Annotated in this window: 15 protein-coding genes and 1 tRNA gene; 10 read left to right on the top strand and 6 right to left on the bottom strand. The window is 61.0% G+C overall.

Features of this window, described 5'->3' with window-relative positions:
* The first annotated feature begins 57 nt into the window (after positions 1-57).
* The 3 genes from OHL11_RS08360 to OHL11_RS08350 all read left to right on the top strand — a co-directional run bounded on the left by OHL11_RS08360 (position 58) and on the right by OHL11_RS08350 (position 4,384).
* Complete coding sequence (locus tag OHL11_RS08360; RefSeq protein ID WP_263371030.1) at positions 58-1,035, top strand: glycine--tRNA ligase subunit alpha; 978 nt, start codon at positions 58-60, stop codon at positions 1,033-1,035.
* Positions 1,035-3,119 carry a glycine--tRNA ligase subunit beta gene (gene glyS, locus OHL11_RS08355; protein ID WP_263371029.1) on the top strand — a complete coding sequence of 695 codons (2,085 nt, stop codon included), beginning with the start codon at positions 1,035-1,037 and terminating at the stop codon, positions 3,117-3,119. Before OHL11_RS08360 ends, glyS begins: the two co-directional genes overlap by 1 nt.
* Positions 3,120-3,334: 215 nt before the next feature.
* Positions 3,335-4,384, top strand: coding sequence for an alkene reductase (locus OHL11_RS08350; RefSeq protein ID WP_263371028.1), 1,050 nt, complete (start codon positions 3,335-3,337; stop codon positions 4,382-4,384).
* Positions 4,385-4,445: 61 nt separating this feature from the next.
* On the opposite strand, the gene feoB is transcribed toward OHL11_RS08350, so the two are convergent.
* Both feoB and OHL11_RS08340 read right to left on the bottom strand, forming a co-directional pair.
* Positions 4,446-6,353: a ferrous iron transport protein B gene (feoB, locus tag OHL11_RS08345; RefSeq protein WP_263371027.1), complete on the bottom strand. Its 1,908-nt coding sequence runs from the start codon at positions 6,351-6,353 to the stop codon at positions 4,446-4,448.
* A 3-nt stretch (positions 6,354-6,356) separates the two neighbouring features.
* On the bottom strand, positions 6,357-6,614 hold the full coding sequence (locus OHL11_RS08340) for a FeoA family protein (protein ID WP_263371026.1): 258 nt from the start codon (positions 6,612-6,614) through the stop codon (positions 6,357-6,359).
* Positions 6,615-6,766: 152 nt separating this feature from the next.
* Here OHL11_RS08340 and OHL11_RS08335 point away from each other — a divergent pair, with 152 nt between their 5' ends.
* Positions 6,767-7,810, top strand: a complete 1,044-nt coding sequence (locus OHL11_RS08335; RefSeq protein ID WP_263371025.1) for an acyltransferase family protein — start codon at positions 6,767-6,769, stop codon at positions 7,808-7,810.
* A gap of 82 nt (positions 7,811-7,892) precedes the next feature.
* On the opposite strand, the gene OHL11_RS08330 is transcribed toward OHL11_RS08335, so the two are convergent.
* Positions 7,893-7,968, bottom strand: a tRNA-Arg gene (locus OHL11_RS08330).
* Between the two features lie 124 nt (positions 7,969-8,092).
* Here OHL11_RS08330 and OHL11_RS08325 point away from each other — a divergent pair.
* From OHL11_RS08325 to efp, 6 genes are all read left to right on the top strand, one after another.
* On the top strand, positions 8,093-8,338 hold the full coding sequence (locus OHL11_RS08325; RefSeq protein ID WP_263371024.1) for a hypothetical protein: 246 nt from the start codon (positions 8,093-8,095) through the stop codon (positions 8,336-8,338).
* 91 nt (positions 8,339-8,429) lie between these two features.
* Positions 8,430-9,245 (top strand): cytochrome C assembly family protein, encoded by an 816-nt coding sequence (locus OHL11_RS08320; protein ID WP_263371023.1) that lies wholly within the window; start codon positions 8,430-8,432, stop codon positions 9,243-9,245.
* Positions 9,242-10,495, top strand: coding sequence for a glutamyl-tRNA reductase (gene hemA, locus OHL11_RS08315; RefSeq protein ID WP_263371022.1), 1,254 nt, complete (start codon positions 9,242-9,244; stop codon positions 10,493-10,495). The genes OHL11_RS08320 and hemA overlap by 4 nt, the downstream gene beginning before the upstream one ends.
* 44 nt (positions 10,496-10,539) lie before the next feature.
* Positions 10,540-11,499, top strand: coding sequence for a hydroxymethylbilane synthase (gene hemC / locus OHL11_RS08310; RefSeq protein WP_263371021.1), 960 nt, complete (start codon positions 10,540-10,542; stop codon positions 11,497-11,499).
* Positions 11,500-11,713: 214 nt separating this feature from the next.
* Entirely contained in the window at positions 11,714-13,699 is a 1,986-nt protein-coding gene (locus OHL11_RS08305; RefSeq protein ID WP_263371020.1) for an O-linked N-acetylglucosamine transferase, SPINDLY family protein, read from the top strand.
* A 57-nt stretch (positions 13,700-13,756) separates the two neighbouring features.
* Positions 13,757-14,332, top strand: coding sequence for an elongation factor P (gene efp / locus OHL11_RS08300; protein ID WP_263371019.1), 576 nt, complete (start codon positions 13,757-13,759; stop codon positions 14,330-14,332).
* 62 nt (positions 14,333-14,394) lie between these two features.
* On the opposite strand, the gene OHL11_RS08295 is transcribed toward efp, so the two are convergent.
* From OHL11_RS08295 to OHL11_RS08285, 3 genes are all read right to left on the bottom strand, one after another.
* A complete protein-coding gene (locus OHL11_RS08295) occupies positions 14,395-16,401 on the bottom strand; it encodes a putative bifunctional diguanylate cyclase/phosphodiesterase (RefSeq protein ID WP_263371018.1) in 2,007 nt (668 codons plus the stop codon).
* 222 nt (positions 16,402-16,623) lie between these two features.
* Positions 16,624-19,014, bottom strand: a complete 2,391-nt coding sequence (locus OHL11_RS08290) for an aldehyde dehydrogenase family protein (RefSeq protein ID WP_263371017.1) — start codon at positions 19,012-19,014, stop codon at positions 16,624-16,626.
* A gap of 26 nt (positions 19,015-19,040) precedes the next feature.
* Complete coding sequence (locus OHL11_RS08285) at positions 19,041-20,012, bottom strand: hypothetical protein (protein WP_263371016.1); 972 nt, start codon at positions 20,010-20,012, stop codon at positions 19,041-19,043.

The following is a 20,012-nucleotide window of genomic DNA, read 5'->3' as shown; positions in this document are numbered from 1 at the left end:
GCGGGACCACCGTCGAGCCGCAATATCCTCGGCCCTAAGTTGGCTACACTGTAAAGGATGAAATCCGAAAGCCAGAAGAAAGCCCTGACCTTCCAGGAGCTTCTGTTTACGCTGCAGAAGTTCTGGGCCGAGCATGGGTGCGTGTTGCAGCAGCCGTATGACCTCGAGGTCGGCGCGGGAACCATGTCGCCCGACACCTTCCTGCGCGTGTTGGGGCCGAAGCCCATCAACATCGCCTACGCACAGCCCTCGCGCCGCCCTGCGGACGGCCGGTACGGAGAGAACCCGAACCGCCTCTTCCGCCATACGCAGCTGCAGGTCATCTTGAAACCGCCACCCGAGCGCGTGCAGGAACTCTACCTGCAGTCGCTGGAGGCGATCGGTATCGTGCTCGCGGAGCACGATATCAAGTTCGAGGAAGACAACTGGGAGTGGCCGGTGGGCGGCGCCTGGGGCGTCGGTTGGCAGGTCATGCTCGACGGCCAGGAGATCACGCAGTTCACCTACTTCCAGCAGTGCGGCGGCATGGACCTTGACCCTATCTCCGGGGAGATCACCTATGGCCTGGAGCGCCTCGCGCAGTTCGTGCAGGACCTCGATTCGGTGTATGACATCGTGTGGTCGCGCGATGCGGTGACGGGGAAGGAGCTGACCTTTGGCGACGTGCGCCTGCATGAAGAGCAGCAGTTCTCGGCCTATGCGTTTGACTACGCGGACGTGGACAAGCTCTGGCAGCACCTCAACCTCTATGAGGAAGAGTGCAAGGCGTTGCTCGCGCGCGCGAAGGATGTGTTGGTCGAAGAGTGCGGCGACACGCTGACGATCTTGCGCTTCCCGACGATGGGTGCGTATGAGCTTGCGTTGAAGTGCTCGCATACCTTCAATCTGCTCGATGCACGCGGCGCGATTTCGGTGACCGAGCGCGTCGGCGTGATGGCGCGCATCCGTAACCTGATCGTGGGCGTGGCGAAGATCTACGCCGAGCAGGAACGCCTGAAGGCAACGAGCAACGAACAAACATTGGTGGGTGCGTAGTGGCAGAGTTTCTGTTTGAGATTGGTCTGGAAGAAGTCCCCGCGCGCATGATTCCCGGCGCAGAGGCGGAGTTGCTGCGTCGCGTCGTTGCGTTGCTGGGCAAAGAGCATCTGCTGCCTGAGGGCTTTGAGGCGTTGAGTGATGCGAAGAGCTACTCGTCGCCGCGTCGTCTTGCGGTGTACATCAGCGACGTGCTCGCGGTGCAGCCGGACATCACCGAAGAGGCGACTGGCCCTGCGGTGAAGATCGCGTTCAAGGACGGCGTGCCTACGCCTGCTGCGGAAGCCTTCGCGAAGAAGAACGGCATCGCCGTCAGCGAGCTCAAGACGATCACGACGCCGAAGGGCGAGTACATCGCTGCCTCGACCGTGAAGAAGGGCCGCAGCGCTGCAGAGGTCATTGCAAGCGAACTGCCGAAGGAACTCGCCGCGATCTACTGGGCGAAGAACATGCGCTGGATCCCCGGATCGACGCAGACCTTTGTGCGCCCGGTGCAGTGGATGGTTTGCCTGCTCGGCGACGCTGTCGTTCCCGTCGAGTTCGCAGGCAAGACGGCAGAGCGTGTGAGCTTCGGTCATCGCGTGCTTTCGAGCGGCGAAGCATTTGAAGTGCAGACGCCTGCAAGCTATCTCGCGCAACTCGAAGGCGAATATGTGCTTGCTGACGTTGAAGCGCGCCGCCACAAGATTCGCAAGACACTTGATCATGTTTGCCGCACCGTGCCCGGCGCGCGTTGGCGTGAGGACGAAGCGCTCGTCGAAAAGATGACGCACCTCGTCGAGTGGCCCGATGTGTTGCTCGGCTCCTTCGAGCCCGAGTATCTCGCGTTGCCGGAAGAGGTGCTCGTGACCGTGATGCGTGATCACCAGAATTACTTCGCGCTCGAAGGTGCAGATGGCAAGCTGCTGCCCTACTTCCTCGCCGTGACCAACATCTCGCTGACGGAAGCGAACGCGCCGATCATCAAGGGCAACAACGAGCGCGTGCTGCGTGCGCGTTTCAACGATGCTCGCTTCTTCTGGGAGTTCGACCAGCGCACGCCGCTCGAAGAGCGTGTGAAGCTGCTCGAGAATGTCACGTTCCAGAAGGACCTCGGCACGTATGCACTGAAGTCTGAGCGCATCGGCGCGTTGGCTGCGAAGCTCGCGCAGGGCATTGACGGCGTCGATACAGCTGCGCTTGCAGAGGCTGCCCGTCTGGCGAAGGCCGACCTTACGACGGAGCTCGTGAAGGAGTTCACTGAGCTGCAGGGCGTGATCGGCGGCTTGTACGCGAAGTCGCAGGGCGTGTCTGCTGTGGCTGCGGATGCGATCTACGACCAGTACACGCCGGCGAGCATGGAAGACGGTGTGCCGCGTTCGCTTGAAGGCGCGCTGCTTGGCGTTGCGGACCGCGCAGACACGATCGCGGGTATGTTCGGGCTTGGCCTGGAGCCGACAGGGTCGAAGGACCCGTTTGCTCTGCGCCGCGCGGCGAACAGCATTGTGAAGATCCTCGTAGAAGGTGAGCTCGCGCTGACGTTGCAGCAGATCGTCGAACACGCTGCGAAGGATGAAGCGACCGCGACGAAGATGCTGAATTTCTTCCGCGATCGCGTTGAGTTCTACATGCGCGAAGTGAACGGCACGTCGTATGACGTCGTCGCTGCGGTGCTCGCTGCGGGCTTCTACGACGTGCGTGATGCTGTGGCTCGTGCTGCGGCGGTGAGCGCGGCTCGCGGCGGTGATGACTTCATTGCTGTCTCTGCGGCCTTCAAACGCATGAAGAACATTCTGACGCAGGCGAACTTTGCGCTTGCTGCAGATGCGAAGCTTGCGCCCGCGGGCGTCGCTGTTGAAGATGCGCTGATCGCCAAGTTCAATGAGGTTGAAGCTGTTGTGACGAAGGCTGCAGCCTCGCAAGACTACGCTGCGGCATTGGCTTCGATTGCAACGCTACGCAAGGAAGTGGACGCATTCTTCGAAGGCGTGATGGTCAACGATCCTGACGCAGCCGTGCGTGAGCGCCGTCTGACACTGCTCGCGAAGATCGTCGCGAGTGTTGCTGCGATTGCGGACTTCGCGGAGATTGTCGCGGCAGGTTAGCCGTGAACGTCGGGTGCCCCACATCTGCGCTTTATGCAGATATGGGAGAGCGAAGATTTAGCCTCACGCGCATCCTGCAAACCCACATCTCAAAAATCGAGATGTGGGGCACCCATTCGTGCTGGGTTTGTTTTGAAATTTCGATGCTCGTCGAATCTTTCCCGCAAGCGCGCTCATCCTACAAGGTGAGCGCGTTCGCGCTTTAGGAGAGAACTGTGCCTGGTTTGTTTGACCCCTTGAAGGTGGGCGATCTTGAATTGCCGAACCGCATCCTGATGGCTCCGCTCACGCGTCTGCGTGGCACCGGCGATCACTTCCCGACGCCGATCATGATCGACTACTACAAGCAGCGTGCCAGCGCTGGCCTGATCATCACCGAAGGCACGCCGATCGATCCGATGGGCGTGGGGTATCCGCAGGTGCCGGGGCTCTGGAGCGAGCGTCACGCCGAGCTTTGGAAGCCGATCACCGAGGCTGTGCACTCGGCGGGTGGGCGCATCTTTGCGCAGATCTGGCACGTGGGCCGCGTGAGCGACCCGGTGTATCTCAATGGAAAACTGCCTGTAGGGCCGAGCGCGATCGCACAGCATGGACACGTCAGCCTGATTCGCCCGATGAAGCAGTATGACGCTCCGCGTGCGCTGGACCTTGATGAGATTCCGGGCATCATCGCTTCGTACAAGAGCGGTGCACAACACGCCAAGGACGCGGGCTTTGACGGTGTGGAGTTGCATGGCGCGAACGGCTATCTGCTTGACCAGTTCCTCGAGTCGAACAGCAACCATCGCACCGATGCCTACGGTGGCTCGATTGAAAATCGCGCGCGCTTGATGCTCGAGGCTACTGACGCCGTGAGCGAAGTCTTCGGTGCTGGTCGCGTGGGCATGCATCTCTCGCCGCGCGCCGACGGTCAGTGCCCCGGCGATGCGAACCGCGCGGAGACCTTCGGCTATGTGGCGACGGAGCTTGGCAAGCGCAAGATCGCATTCATCATGGCGCGTGAGTACGAAGCTCCGGACTGGCTTGGCCCGCAGTTGAAGCAGCAGTTTGGTGGAGTCTATGTGGCCAACGAACGCTTCACGCGCGAGAGTGCAGAGGCTGCGATTCAGCGTGGCGATGCAGACGCCGTGAGCTTCGGTGTGAAGTACATTGCGAACCCCGATCTTGTGGAGCGTTTCAAGCAGGATGCTGCTTTGAACGAGCCCGTGCCTGCGACGTTCTACCTGCACGGCCCGGAAGGCTACATCGATTACCCGACGCTGTAATCTGCAGCGCAACACAAAGGCCGCGAGTCCATCGACTCGCGGCCTTTGTGTTGCGTAGAGCTTAGAGGATGCGCATCAGCAGTTGGTTCGTGAGCAGTGCGGCGATATATGCCACGCCGGTCATATAGCAGAACTGCAGCAGCGGGAACTTGATGCTGTTTGTTTCGCGCTTCACGATGGCGAGCGTTGAGGTGCACTGCATCGCGAATGCGAAGAAGACGACGAGCGCGATCGCGCCGGCGACGGTCATGTCATGGTGCAGGGCGAGCTGCAGGTTCTGTGCGTGGGTTGCAGGGTCCACGCCGTAGAGCGTGCCCAGCGTACCGACGATGACCTCACGCGCCACGATGGAGCTCAACAAGCCGATACCGATCTTCCAGTTGAAGCCCAGCGGGTGAATGATCGGCTCGATGAAGTGGCCGATGTGGCCGATGATCGAGGACGAGATCTCCGAGAACTGGCCGCCATGGACCGGCAGTACGCTGAGCAGCCACACCACAAACGTGGCACCGAGGATGATCGTGCCTGCCTTCTTGAGAAAGAGGCCCGCGCGGTCATACAGACGCAAGGCGAGACCGCGCAGCGTGGGCCAGCGGTACTGTGGCAGCTCCAGCACGAAGGGAGTGGGCTGCGCCCTGAGCACGCTGGACTTCAACATGCGAGCGGTGAAGAGCGCGGCGAAGAATCCCAGCGCGTAGAGCCCGAGCATGACCGCAGCGCGCAGGCCGAAGATCGAGCCGAGGAAGCGCTTGTCGGGCACGAAGGCCGCGATGATCAACGTGTAGATCGGCAGGCGTGCTGAGCAGGTCATGAACGGTGCAACGAGGATCGTGGCGATGCGCTCGCGCTTGTTCTCGATGGTGCGCGTGGCCATGATCGCGGGCACCGCGCACGCATAAGCGCTGAGCAGCGGGATGAACGCCTTGCCATTGAGGCCGAAGACACGCATGACGCGATCCGCGATGAGTGCCGCGCGCGCCAGATAGCCCGAATCTTCGAGGATGCCGATGAACAGGAAGAGCAGCAGAATCTGCGGCAGGAAAACGAGCACGCTCTGCACGCCGTTCCACAAGCCGTCGCGCAGCAGCGGACGGAGCCAGTTATCGGGCAGTGCATTGGCCACGTGCGCGCCGAGCTTTGTCAGCACATCGCCGAAAGCGTCGCTAAGCGGCTGACCAAGCGAGAAGACCACCTGGAAGACGGCGATCACGACCATCAGGAAGATGATCGGACCCCAGATGCGGTGCAGCAGAATTGCGTCGAGACGGCGTGTCCATTGCGGAGCTTCGGGGGCGCGATATTGTGTGCGCTGCGAAACCTGCGCGGCCCATTTGCGGCTCGTCGCCGCGGGCTGAAGCACGGGCAGACGCAGCGATTGACGATGCTCTACGGTCTCGGCGGTCGTCTGGTGGATGAACGCAGAGATGAGATCGAGGCCGCGTCCTTTTGCGCTGGAGATCAACGCGACAGGATGGCCGAGCTCTGCGCTCAGTGCGAGAGGATCGACCTTGCCGCCGCGCTCTTCGAGCAGATCGCTCATGTTCAGCAGCACCATCGTCGGGAGGCCGAGCGAAAAGACCGTCTGCGCGAGCATGAGCTGGCGGTTCATGTGCACAGCGTCGAGCACGAGCAGGACAACGTCAGGAGCCGGCACGCCGGGCATGCGTCCGGTGAGCACATCGACGGCGACACGCGCGTCTTCAGAGTATGTTGCCAGCGAATAGATGCCCGGCAGATCGATCAGCGTGAGGTCGGCGCGACCGATGCCCTTCATCTTGCCGGAGTGATGATCGACGGTGACGCCGGGGTAATTCGCGGTCTTCTGGCGCAGGCCGGTCAGGCGATTGAAGAGTGTGGACTTGCCGCAGTTCGGCGGCCCCACCAGCGCCACCGTACGAATGCGGCGCTGCTTGCCTTCTTCGATGGGCTCGATGGGGATCTCAGGTGCGGCGGTGACGTGACAGCTCATCGGCTAGCGAACCTCGGCGACGGAAGAGCGCTCGTGGTTCAGCTCAATCTCGATGTGACGCGCGGTTTCCGAGCGCAGTCCTACTTCGACGCCGTCGATGCGATAGACCGTGGGGTCGCCGGCGGGGGCACGGCGCAGCACTTGCACTTCTGCTCCGGGCAGAAAACCGAGATGCGCCAGGTGGTCGGAGATGTCCTCGCTCAGGTCGACGCGCTGCAAGACGCCTGACTGCCCGACCTGAACTTCGCTCAACAACACCATCGCGCACACCCAATCTCGGACCCGAACTCGCGGAGGCCTAAGTGCGACCGCTTCAGTCCTCTTTGATGATAGACGAAAGTGTGCGGCCCTTGCAGGAAGATCGTTCGGGGCGTTCGCCTTTCGCACGAACCGTGCGTTATACGATGGGACATATGCCCGGTCCCCGAAGAGGCCTGTCTCCAAGAGTTGTCGCCTCGCTCGACGCAGCTCGCGCCGTTTCGGCGATCTACGTGGTGTTGCACCATCTGCGCACGTCCTACAGTGCGCTGGACCGATTTGGCTATTCGCTGCGCTTCGGTCAGGAAGCGGTGCTGGTGTTCTTTCTGCTGAGCGGGTTTGTGATCTTCGCAAATGAGAAGCAGCGTGCGCTTCGCCCTCGCGGATACTTCCTCCGGCGCCTCCGGCGCATCTATCCGCCGCTCCTGGTGGCGATGTTGGTCTCCACGGCGGTGGCGCTCGCAAACCATGATCTGGCGACGCAGTTCACGCAGCGCAGTTTCTGGGGGACGCTGCTCTCAGTGCAGGACGTCTCTGCGCTGAAGCCGGGCGTCATCACCGACCCTTACCTCGGCAACGATCCTCTCTGGTCGCTTTCCTACGAGATCGCGTTCTACATCATCTTCCCCCTGGTGCTGCGGGCGTGGACACGGCGTGAGGCCATTACGAATCACGGCGTGGGCCTCCTCTGCTGTCTGCTCTATGTAGCGTTCGTGCTGCATCCGAACCACTTCCTGCTGGTGGGCGCATACTTCCTGGTCTGGTGGGCGGGAGCGATGGCCGCAGAGGCTTATCTCCAGGGCGGCGACAGCGTCTTCTCCATGCTGCCGACGCTAGGGTGGTTGCTGGTTCTCACCGCTATCGCGGTGGCAGTTGCCGTTCACCTGGGCATCCGCTCGGTCGGATACTATCCGGCACTTCCGGCGCGCCACTTTGCTGTGGCTGCATTGATGCTGGTGATTTTCTTCAGCCCCTTGGGCAGGGCGCTGGGCGGGGTCTCGCTGCGCGTGCAGCGACCCGCGGTGGCCATCGCCTCGATCTCATATGGCCTGTACATCCTGCATTTCCCGCTGCTGATCAAGTGGCACGGGGCGCATTCTGCAGCGGGCTTCTGCGCGGGCGTTGTACTGCTGATCGTGCTGTCATACCTGACAGAGCGTCAATTGCCGCGATTGCTGCCGAAAGCGCCGCGAAATTAGCGGAGATGCCGCGCACATAGCAAATCGCAGCCAGAACACAAGGGTTCCCGCTGAAGGCTAACGTTGAGTTTTGAGGGGGAAGTGGTGCGGCCGGAAGGAGTCGAACCTCCGACCTACTGGTTCGTAGCCAGTTGCTCTATCCACTGAGCTACGGCCGCACATTGCATTTGCAACTTGGTTAGAATATCGCGACTCGGGGGATCGTGCAAGTGCGCCTGTGGAAGAAGCGTATGGGCAAGGAACGACGCGACCCTATACACTCGCCCCATGATCGAGATTCCGATGTCCGAGACGATGTTTGACGAAGCTGCCAAGAAGCTCACTGCCTTTGGTGTTCCTATCGAAGGTCGCTCCGGCGAGATCACCAAAGAGGGCATCAAGGCGCGCTACGAGTTCAACGGTGAAAAGCTGGTGATCGAGGTCGTCGAGCGCCCGTTTTTCATGCCGGTGAACATGATCGAGGAGCGTCTGGCGCACTACTTCAGCAGCATGGGGATTACCGCCTCGCCGGACCAGCCGCAAAGCTAGCTGCGCGAAGATCGGCCATCATGTGCGTTCTTCGTAATGGCGCGGAGCGCGGACGATATACTGAGGTGTCGCACTCTGCGCACCTGAACGCATGTCTCTGCTCTGGTTACGATTCGCGGTCACCTTCTACGCCGTTGCGGCGTTCGCGGTGCTGCCAGCAGCGTTGTACAACCGCCCGCGCTGGCGCCATGTCGCTATGCCGGCTGCGGGGCTTGCGGTTCTCTTTCATTTTGTAGCGCTGGTCGAAACGCTGGTCGCCGCGCATCGCGCGCTGCCGGTCGGTTCGCATGAGACGCTTTCGATGTTCGGCCTTCTGCTGGGCATCGCGTTCCTCGTCCTCACGCAGATATATCGCACGGTCTCCTTCGGTATCTTTCTGCTGCCGCTCTGCGTGCTGCTGACGATGGTGCCCGCCGTCCATCCTGGCGCTGAGGTCATCCACTATCCGTTCATCCGCACGGGCTGGCTGTTGCTGCATGTAGCGTTCCTGCTGGCGGCCTACGCTGCGCTGCTGCTGTCGCTCGTGGCCAGTGTGCTCTACATCGTGCAGGAGCGCCGCCTGAAGCAGAAGCGCGCGCCGCAGACGCGCTCGTGGCTGCCGCCGCTCGCGGTCACCGACCAGATCGCCGTGAAGAGCCTGCTCTTCGGCTTGCCCTGCATGACCGCAGGCTTGCTCATCGGCTCTGTCGTAGCGCTCGAGAGCATCGGCCCGGCGTTTTTTGCAGACCCCAAGGTGCTGCTTTCGCTGGCGATGTGGCTGGCGTACATGCTGATGATCTGGATCCGTCAGCACTCGGGAATGCGCGGTCGTCGCGCGGTGTATCTCTCGAGCTTTGCCTTCATCTTCGTGCTCGCGGTGTGGGCCGCGAACGCGCTTTCGAACGTCCACAGGTTCCGCGCGCCATGAGTGAGACGACCCAGAACAAATCGTCGCTGCTGCTGGTCGGCGTGAACCACACGACCGCGCCTCTGGCCGTGCGTGAACGGCTGGCGATTGAGGCCTCGCGTCTCGGCGAAGCGACGCGCGCGTTGGCGCATCAGCCCGGCGTACGCGAGGCCCTCATCCTCTCGACGTGCAATCGTGTGGAGCTCATCACGGTGCACGAGTCCGAGGCTGAGACTGCGCGCACGCTGTCATTCCTGCGCGAGTATCTGAACCTTCGCGATACGGATTTGCAGCCGCATCTTTACGAGTACCGCGAGAACGAGGCGGTGCGCCATCTCTTCCGCGTGGCTTCGTCGCTGGACTCGATGGTCGTTGGCGAGCCGCAGATTCTTGGCCAGGTGAAGCAGTCGTGGAGCGTGGCGCGCGAGGTTGGCGCGGTGAGTAACATGCTCGATCCGCTGCTGCAGCGCGCTTTCTCGGTCGCCAAGCGTGTTCGCACAGAGACTCAGATCGGTGCCTCACAGGTTTCCGTGGCGTCGGTGGCTGCTGAACTCGCGCGCAAGATCTTCGGCTCACTCGCCGGCAAGACGGTGCTGCTTGTCGGCGCGGGCAAAATGTCGGATCTCGCCGCGCGTCATCTTATTCAGCAGGGCGCGACGACGCTGCTCGTGTCGAACCGCACAGAGGCTCGCGCCGAGCGTATGGCTGCGGAGTTGCGCACGCCGAACATCACCACCGGCGTCATCCCCTTCGTCGAACTGCATGAGCGCGCCCATCGCGCGGACATCATCATCACCTCCACGGGAGCAGGGCAGATCTTCCAGCGCGAACACGCGAAGGCCCTGCTGCAACGCCGCAAGAATAGCCCGATGTTCTTCATCGACATCGCTGTGCCGCGCGACGTTGCGCCAGAGGTCAACGAGATCGAAGGCTGCTTCGTCTACGACGTTGACGATCTCCAGCAGGCCGCACAGCAGAACCAGGCGACGCGCACGAAGGAAGCCGAAGCCGCCGAGACGATCGTTCGCAATGAGGTCGAGCGCTACAACCAGCGTCTTGCGCAAAACGAGCAGGCGGGTGCGATCCGCGAACTGCTTGCGCAGGCCGAGCTGGTGCGTGAGACCGAGCTTGCGAAGGCGTTGGCGAAGATGCCGCAGCCGATCAGCGACCTACAACGCGAGGCGATCGAGCAGATGACGCGCCAGCTTACGAACAAGCTGCTCCACAGCCAGATCACTGCGCTGCGTGAAGGCTCGCAAACGCGCGACTAGCGCCCGGTTCGGCGGAATTCTTAGTTCGGCGTATTCTTATCCAGATGATTCAGAAGACTATTCGCATCGGTTCGCGCGGCTCGCAGCTCGCGCTCTGGCAGGCCCACCACATCGCTGATCGCCTTCGCGAGCAGGGTGTGAACGCCGAGGTCGAAGTGATTCGCACCGTCGGCGATCGTATGCAGGACCCCAACTTCAAGGCCCCTGCGACCTTTGAAGATGGCACGCCGCTCGACGCGAAAGGCATCTTCATCAAAGAGATCGAAGACGCGTTGCTGGCCGGGCGCGTGGACCTCGCCGTGCACTCGCTGAAGGACCTGCCCACGCAGCTCGACGCGCGCTTCGCGTTGGCGGCCATTCCGCAGCGTGCTGACGCGCGTGATGCTTTCGTGTGCGAAGACTACTGGGGTTTGCACATGCTGCCTGGCGGTTCGCGCATCGGCACGACCTCGCCGCGACGCAAGGCGATGATCCTCGCTCTGCGTCCTGACGTGACCTTCGTCGAGTTCCGCGGCAACATCGATACGCGTCTGCGTAAGTGGCAGGAAGGCGTTGCGGACGCACTCATCCTCGCGTCCGCTGGGCTCGATCGCATCGGTCGTGCGGAGAATGTGCATCAGCGTTTCGCGGTGGACGAACTTACGCCAGCGCCCGGCCAAGGTGCTCTTGGGCTGGAGACGCGTGCTGATGATGCGGAGACGATCGCGGCTGTGCGCGCGTTGAACTGTGCGGACACCGAGTATGCAACGCAGGCGGAACGTCACGTGCTGCACGCTCTCGGTGGAGGCTGCCAGCTTCCGTTGGGTGCCTATGTCCATCGCGTAGACGAGCAGTGGCATTTGCATGCACAGGTCGCGTCGCTCGATGGTGAGCAGGTCGCGCATGTGAAGCTCTCCGTGCCGCTGGCGATGTCGGCGAAGGAGCTAGGCGAGCGCGGCGCAGAGCTGTTGAAACAGCGTGGCGCGCTGGAGCTGCTGCGCGGTGATTCGCGGCAGGATGCGTAGCGATCGCACTTGCGTAAAAACCAGCCTGCGGGCTGGTTTTTTCGTTAGCAGCCGCTAATGGTCTGGCTGCGCGAGCCGATCTATCTCTTAGAGCGAGCCAACGTCCTCCACAAGAAATTGGCGACCCACGTGCAGCTTGCTCGCGCGGAGAACGAGCGTGTCCATTGAGAAGCCATCGTCACTGAACATCACTACACGGAACCATCAGCGCCGCTTGGCGAGCCTTCGTATTCAGCCTTCGCTCGATGAGCAGGACGCTGCGATCGAATGGATCGCCAGCGAGCAATATTCGCAGGCAGAGAAAGAAGCGCACCGTTTATTGCAGAAATATCCGCGCCACGTCTTCGGCCTGAAGTTGTTGGCTGCAGCGATCGCTGGGCAAGAGCGGTGGACTGAAGCGCTGGAGGTGTATCGGCGTGCGTTCTCCGCATGCGAGGGTGATTGGCAGTTCCTGAACAACTACGCGAACGCATTGAAGATGTCGGGCTATGTTGCGGAGAGCGTGAAGTACTACAGACGCGCCTGCGTTCTGGTACCTGCGAAGACGCTCGATCCGCACTACAACCTCGGCCTGGCGTACATACAGCTCGGAGATTTGAAGAACGCCGAACTCACCATTCTCGCTGCGCTGAACGTCGATGCGATGCATCCGATGGGCAACCTGAATCTTGGCAACGTGTACAACATGCAGGGGCGCCACGCTGCAGCGGAGCTGCACTATCGTGCGGCGCTGCATGGCATGGAAGACAACGTGAAGTTACAGAATAATCTTGCGCTGTGTCTGCGTCGTCAGAACCGTTACGCCGAGGCCGAGAAGCATTACCGGCGCGCGCTGGAGATCGATCCGCATTACGTTGCCGCGCTGTCGAACTTCTCGGAGTTCATGGCGCTGCATGGGTTCATGCACGAGTCGATGATGCTGTTGCGCGAAGCGCTTTCTACCGATCCGCAGCATGTGGAATCGTTCAGCAATCTGCTCTTCACGTTGGGGCATGTCGATGGCATCACGCGCGAGCAGATGTTTGCGGAACACCTCGCGTTTGCTGCGCGCTTCGAGCATCCGTTGCTGGCTTCACAACTGCCCCATGCGAACGTGCCGGACCCGGATCGCCCGCTGCGCGTAGGCTTCGTGTCGGCGGACCTTCGTAATCATCCTGTGGTGCGTTATCTGCCGTGGGTGTTGGAGCATCTTCAGCGTCAGCATCCTGAGCTTTGCCTGATCGCTTATTACAACTACACCTCGCGCGACGCAGAAACTGAGTTGTACCAGGGGCTCTTTCAAGAGTGGAACGATGTCGCACACTTGAGCGCAGAGGCGTTCGCGCACAAGGTACGGCTTGATCGCATCGATATCCTCATCGATCTCAACGGCCATAGCGGCAGCCATCGTTTGCTGAGCTTCGCGCGTAAGCCTGCGCCGGTGCAAGTAAGTTGGATGGGATATGTTGGCACCACCGGCATGAAGTCGATGGATTACTTCATCGCTGATCCGGTGCTGGTGCCGGAAGAGCCGCGTGCGCAGTTCACCGAAGAGCTGATGATGCTCCCTGCGACAACGGCCTTTCAGCCCTGCACCGACGCACCCGATGTCGCACCGCAGCCCGCGTTGGCTAGCGGCGTGTTCACATTTGCGTGTCTCGCTCGCATGAACAAGATAAGCCCGCGTGCTGTGGCGTTGTGGTCGCGCATTTTGCTGGCTGCGCCGCACGCTCGTCTGATGCTTGCGACGATGGCCGACGGCGAACCTCCAAAGCCTCTGCTGGCGTGGTTCGCTGCTGAAGGCATCGGGGCAGAGCGTCTGCACTTTGTCCACATGCACAGCGTCATGCGCATCCTCGAACTTCACCGCGAAATCGATTTGGTGCTCGACACCGTGCCCTACAACGGCTCGACCAGCAGCAGCCACTCGCTGTGGATGGGAGTGCCAACGCTCACGTTGACGGGGGATACGATCCCCGGCCGCATGGGTACGACGCTCAACCTGCATACCGGGCTGGAGGAGTTCATCGCGAGTTCCGAGGAGGAGTTCGTATGTAGTGCGGTGCAACATGCTTTCGACGCGCGGAGACTAGCAGAGTTACGCCCGACGATGCGAGAACGTTTCCTCGCGTCTCCGCTTGGTCAGCCGGAAGTCGTCGCGAACGCGCTCGCGGCAGCACTCCGGAAAGCGTGGGCAAAGTGGTGCGCAGCGCAAGAGTAGCTCACTCTCCGCTACACTCAGAGAGGCGCCAAACCTGGCGGAAGGGAACGACTCACTATGGCTGCATTGCTCGATGCCATCGAACTGAAGCGCAAGAACTTTTTTGAATTCGAGGGCGTGCCGTACCGCTGCCTCGATAAGGACATCTCCACCCCCACCGCTCGTGGCGGACAGACGCTCGTGCGCGTGAAGATGCGCAACATGCTCACCGGCGCGGTGATGGACAAGACCTTCAAGGCGGAAGACAAGTTCAAAGAGCCTGATCTCGAGAGCGTCGACGCGTCGTATCTCTACAGCGACGGCGACGGTTCGTATTTCCTCGATCAGACGACCTTCGAAACGTTGACGCTCTCGCAGGAGATGATGGGCGATGCGCTCGAGATGCTGCTCGAAGGCATGATCGTGCAGGTGAACAAGTTCAACGGTAACCCCATCGGTCTCGATCTGCCGATTCAGGTCACCCTGACGGTGGAGTACACCGAGCCTGCCGTGCGTGGCGATACATCGTCGGGATCGGTGACGAAGGTTGCTCGCCTCGAGACGGGTGCCGAGATCCGCGTGCCGCTCTTTGTGAAGGAAGGCGAGAAGATCATCGTCAACACAGACTCGCGCGAATTCTCCAGCCGCGCCTAAGCTCCGACGCGCAGCAGAAAGGCCTCCACCTTTGTGGAGGCCTTTCTGTTTTGTGATGATGCTTAGTTCGGCTTCGCGATCGGGATTTCGTCGGAGCTCTCCGTGATCGGTACGATCTGCAGCTCTTCCGATTCCTGTGTCAGCTGCGCCATCTGCTCGTAGAGGATGTGGATCGGCTGCGGCTTGCCGAAGAGGAAGCCCTGCGCTTCTTCGCAGCGACGACGCAGCAGGAACGCAAGCTGCTCTTCGGTCTCCACGCCTTCAGCGACTACGGTCATATCGAGGCCGTGTGCCATTGCGACGACAGCCCGAACGATGGCCGCAGCGTTCACGTCCGTAGCGCAGTTTGTGATGAAGCTGCGATCGATCTTCAGGCGGTCCACGCGGTACTCGAGGATGTACTGGAAGCTCGAGAAGCCGGTGCCGAAGTCATCGACAGCAAGGCGCACACCGAGCTCGCGCAGGCGAGCCAGCGTTGAAAGCGTTTCCGCCGAGCTGATCATCAAGGTGTTCTCTGTGATCTCGAGCTCGAGGTCGCGCGGGTTCAGGCCGCTCTTCAGCAGCGCGCGTTGCACGGTGTCGAAGAGGCCATCGCTCAAGACCTGGCGGGGCGAAAGGTTGACGGCGAGCGTCAGTCGGCGACCGGTTTGGATCTGCATCGCGCGCGCTTCGCGGCAAGCGTTCTCTAGCACCCACTCGCCGATGGAAACGATGAGGCCGCTTTCTTCGGCAGCACGGATGAAGGTCAGCGGCGGCACCATGCCGCGCTTCGGATGCTTCCAGCGCAGCAGGGCTTCCATGCCGGTGATGGTGCGCGTGCGCGTGTTCACCTGCGGCTGGTAGTAGATCTCCATCTCGTCGCGGTCGATCGCGTAGCGGAGTTCAGCCTCCAGCGCGAGGCGGTCGGCGCGGTCTTCACGCATCTGCTCGTTGAAGGCGTGGAAGTTGCCTTCGCCGCGGCGCTTGGCTGCGTGCATGGCGAGATCCGCGTGACGGACGATCGATGACGTATCGAAGGAGCAGTCGGGGAAAGTGCATGAACCGATGCTCGCCGTGATGTTGATCTCGTGGCCAGCCATCGTCAACGGCTGCGAGAGTGCGGCATGCAAGCGGCTCGCAGAGTGCGCCACAGCAGACGGCTCACCCAGATTGCGCGCGACAACTACAAACTCATCGCTGGCGGTGCGCGCTACGAAGTCCGATGCGCGTACGGATTCACGCAGACGGTTCGCGACGGTGATCAGAAGCTGATCGCCTTCGGAGTGGCCGAGCGAGTCGTTGATGCGCTTGAAGTGGTCGAGGTTGATCAGGAAGAGCGTGAGCGGCGTTTCGTCGCGCTTTGCGTCTTCCAGCGCGCCAGCGAGGAGCGAGTTCAGATAGGCGCGGTTCGGCAGACGCGTCAGCGCATCATGCTTCGACATGAACTCTACCGACTCGGTGAGAGATTTGCGCTCCGTCGCGTCGAAGGGGAGAACGATGTAGCCGGTGATCTCGGCGGACTTGTCGCGGAGCGGTGAAACAGCCACCTGTACCGGGATCTCGGTGCCGTCTTTGCGTACGTAGGTCCACTCGCGGCGACCGTCCTGCTCGGGGCACTCGGACGCCTGGCAGAGCACTTCGAAATCCGAGCGCGCGGAGCGCTTCGAGGACTGGAGCGTCTGAGCGCGTGAGCGCAACTCCTCAAGCTTGTGCAGATGGGTGATGTTGCGACGCCCCATCAACTCCGGAGCGGTGTAAAGCGTCAGGTGCTGCGCGGGGGCGTTGATCTCGAGGATCGTTCCCGCGGCATCCGTCAGGATCATGGGAAAGGGTGCGCTCTGAAGCGTCGAACGGAACTCGGGCTGGTTCGCTACCGTCTTGGAGATGCGTGCAGGTGCGTCTACTTCCGGCGTTGCAGGCACGCGGCGCTTACGCAGCGAGGAGCCGAGCGTGAAGGCCAGAAGAGCAGCTGCCGAAACCGGAATAACCGTCGCCACAGAAAGCGGGAACGCCGCTACGCGCTGGAGCGCGAGAGCTGCCATGGAGGAATCGAAGAGACCGAGGTGCTGCACAGTAAAAACGATCGACATAGATGGGGTACCCGTACTCACGGAACGTCGACAACCCGTTCCAGAGAGTACCTTCATTACAGCGGCTACCCCTGTTTTCCCCCATTGCACGGGGGGCGCATGACATTACTACTTTCGGGTTACCTGCGGTTACCTTGGACTCTATGTTTCATGGCGTCAAAAAAGGGTACAGGCGCCTCAAGTGAGGCGCCTGCTTCATTTCCGGAGGTAACCGCGCAGTGGTTACTCTCCGTACGGAACCCACACATTCTTGACTTGTGTGGCGTGGCGGAGGAACCAGCGGCCCTCGGCCTCGGCGGGGTTAAACCAGTCAATCTGACGGCCTTCGTTGGTCCAAATCTGCTTCAGGTTGCCGATGGAGAGCGCCTTGGCCTGGGTGGAAGCGGCCTCATCGCGGAAGCTCCAGACCGCGTCGATGTCATCGTGCTCGGCGAGCGTCTTACCGAGTTCGCTGGCCTTGCCGGAGACGAAGTTCACGACGCCGCCGGGCAGGTCGCTGGTGTCGAAGACTTGGTAGAGCTCGCCCATCAGCGTCGCCGTGCGTTCGCTCGGGACGGCGATGACGGTGTTACCCATCGCGACCGCCGGCAGCACCAGCGACATCAGGCCGAGCAGAGGAGCGTCGTCCGGCGCGAGGATGCCGATGGTGCCGATGGCTTCCTTCATCGCCAGAGTCACCATGCGCATCGGCGGGTTGTGGACCGAGCCCTCGTACTTATCGCACCAGCCCGCGTAGGCGAAGGTGCGCTCGACGGTGTAGTCGAGCTCAATCGCCGCCTGCTCCGGTCCGACGAACTGCGCAAGCTTCGCGACGATCTCTTCGCGGCGCTGCACAAGGTTTTCAGCGAGGAAGTAGAGCACCTGTGCGCGGCCGTGAGCGGTGTTCTTGCCCCACTTGGTGGCGGCGCGAGCGGCCTCCACGGCGTTACGAATGTCCTTGCGGCTGCCCAGCGGAGCCTCGCCGACCTGCTTGCCGTCGCGACCATAGACCGGGTAGCTGTAGCCCGAGTCCGGACGCGCCTGCTTGCCGCCGATGTAGAGCTTCACGGTGCGGTCGATGCCGAAGGCGTCGGCGGGCTCGTCGGTAGTTTCGACCTCGGGCTCGGGCAGCGCTTGCACGGGCTTCGCCTTCACCTCGTCGTGGAACCACTTCGGTACGAGGTACTCGTACATCCCTTCCTTGCCGCCCTCGCGCCCGTAGCCGGATTCGCGATAGCCGCCAAAGCCTGCGGCCGCGTCGAAGACGTTCGTCGCGTTGATCCAGACGACACCCGCCTTCACCTGCGCGGCAACGTCGAGCGCGACGTTGATGTTCTCGCTCCAGATGCTCGCGGCGAGGCCGTAAACGGTGTTGTTCGCAAGCTCAATCGCCTCGGCGGGCGTGCGGAAGGTCATCGCCGAGAGCACCGGCCCGAAGATCTCTTCCTGCGCCACGGTGGAGGCAGGGGAGACGCCGGTGAGCAGCGTCGGCTTGAGGAAGAGGCCCTTCTCGGGCAGCGAAATCTCCGGCTGCCAGCAGGTCGCGCCCTCGTCGCAGCCCTTCTTGATCAGCGACTGGATGCGGTCGTACTGCACCTGATCGACGATGGCGCCGATGTCGACCGCCTTGTCCAGCGGGGAGCCGACACGCAGCGTCGCCATGCGCGCGCGGATCTTGTCGTAGAGCTTTTCGGCCACTCGCTCCTGCACGAGCAGGCGCGAACCTGCGCAGCAGACCTGGCCCTGGTTGAACCAGATGCCATCCACGAGGCCTTCGACCGCGGAGTCGAGGTCGGCATCGTCAAAGACGATGAACGGCGACTTGCCGCCGAGCTCGAGCGAGAGCTTCTTCGACGACGCAGCGGTCGCCTTGCGAATGATGCGGCCCACTTCGGTCGAACCGGTGAAGGCGACCTTGTCGATGCCGGGGTGTTCGGCGATCGCGGCGCCGGTCTTGCCGTCGCCCTGCACGATGTTCAGCACGCCCTTAGGCAGGCCGATTTCGTCGGCGATCTCGCCGAGCGCGATGGCGGTGAGCGGCGTGTACTCGGCGGGCTTGATCACGACAGTATTGCCCGCAGCCAGCGCCGGAGCGACCTTCCACGCAAACATCAGTAGCGGGAAGTTCCACGGAATGATCTGGCCGACGACGCCGCACGGCTCATAGCCGGGGAACTCTTCGTCGATCAACTGCGCCCAACCGGCGTGGTGGTAGAAGTGACGCGCTACCAGCGGAATATCGATATCGCGTGACTCGCGAATGGACTTGCCGTTGTCCAACGTCTCCAGCACGGCGAGCTTGCGCGAGTGCTTCTGCACCTGCCGTGCCAGCGCATAGAGGTAGCGCGCACGCTGGTGCCCGGTGAGCGCCTGCCACGCAGGCAGAGCCGCACGAGCAGCCTTCACGGCACGGTCAACTTCCGTAGCATCGGCACTGGCGATGGTCGCGAGCGTCTCGCCGGTCGCGGGGTTCTTGGTGGCGAAGGTCGCCTTGCCGGGCTTGGTCCACTCGCCGTCGATATAGTGCCCGAAGCTGCGCTTGTGCGCGTCGAGCCACTTGATCACTTCGCTTGCGTCTTCCGGTGCCGGACCGTATTCCATGCTGTGGTACTTCTCCACGATGCTGTTGCTCATATGATTTGTCTCGCAATACACAGGTCTTAAAAAAGGTAAAGATTAGAATTGTCGACTGCTTTATCGAAGCGAAGAGTGTCGCGAAAGAATTCGCATATATCTTTTGCCTTGTCTTGACTCCAAGTGTCGAAAATGGCGGGTGCAACAACGAAATTCTCGCAATGCTTGATAACTAATCTGCTCAAGAGATATTTCTGGTAGTCGCCTGATGCCGAGACGACTTCTCTTAGGTAGTCTCTCGCTCTTGGAGCTTCTTCGGGCAGAAAACTGAAGAGCACAAAACTCTTAGAATTTGAGACAGGAAACAGATTCATCGCAACCCAAGGAGCTTCCGTGTCTACCGCTTGCTTGTCGATATCGAATAACGCGCTCACAGCACAACTAGGTTGTGCATGATCTATCCAGAAGCTGATGTGCTCGAGTCTTGAATAGTCTGCCTGCCCGATGGCTTCATCTAGCAGGAGCTTGTATTGATGAGCGTTATAGGCCGCCATCATTCGTTCAATCGCCATCATTCCTGCTGGTTCGGGTTCGTTGCCGTTGTCGATACCAAGCGTAACGCGTTTTTGATAGGCAGATTGAGAAATAGATGCCGCTTGCATTGACGAGTGGACCTCTTTCGCCACTGATCTATATGCCAGCAGAAATAGTTGCTCGGTGTTTGCTTCATCTATTTGCTGCAAATCTATGGGCTTAAAAATTTCCGTGTCATGATCTGAGCAGAACCCGCCAAATGTTGATGCTTGATTCCTGCCGATATCCTGAAAGGCGATGATGAAATCGTCTTTCTTCATTTCATATTTGATCATCTTTACATGACCATTTCGGCTAAGAAGGTCAAGAACCTTCGCGTTTTGGATTGAGTGAGAATTTATCGCATGCGACTTGCACTCGTCTCCTGGCGCTAAACATCTATTGAATCCCCATTTTTGCGCACGGAACAGGAATCCAAGCAATTGCTTGGATTTTGGGGAGTCCATTGGTGCGTCATTTGGCAT

It is taken from the genome of Granulicella cerasi (assembly GCF_025685575.1).
Classification (GTDB): domain Bacteria; phylum Acidobacteriota; class Terriglobia; order Terriglobales; family Acidobacteriaceae; genus Granulicella; species Granulicella cerasi.
This window is presented reverse-complemented; position numbering and strand designations above follow the sequence as displayed.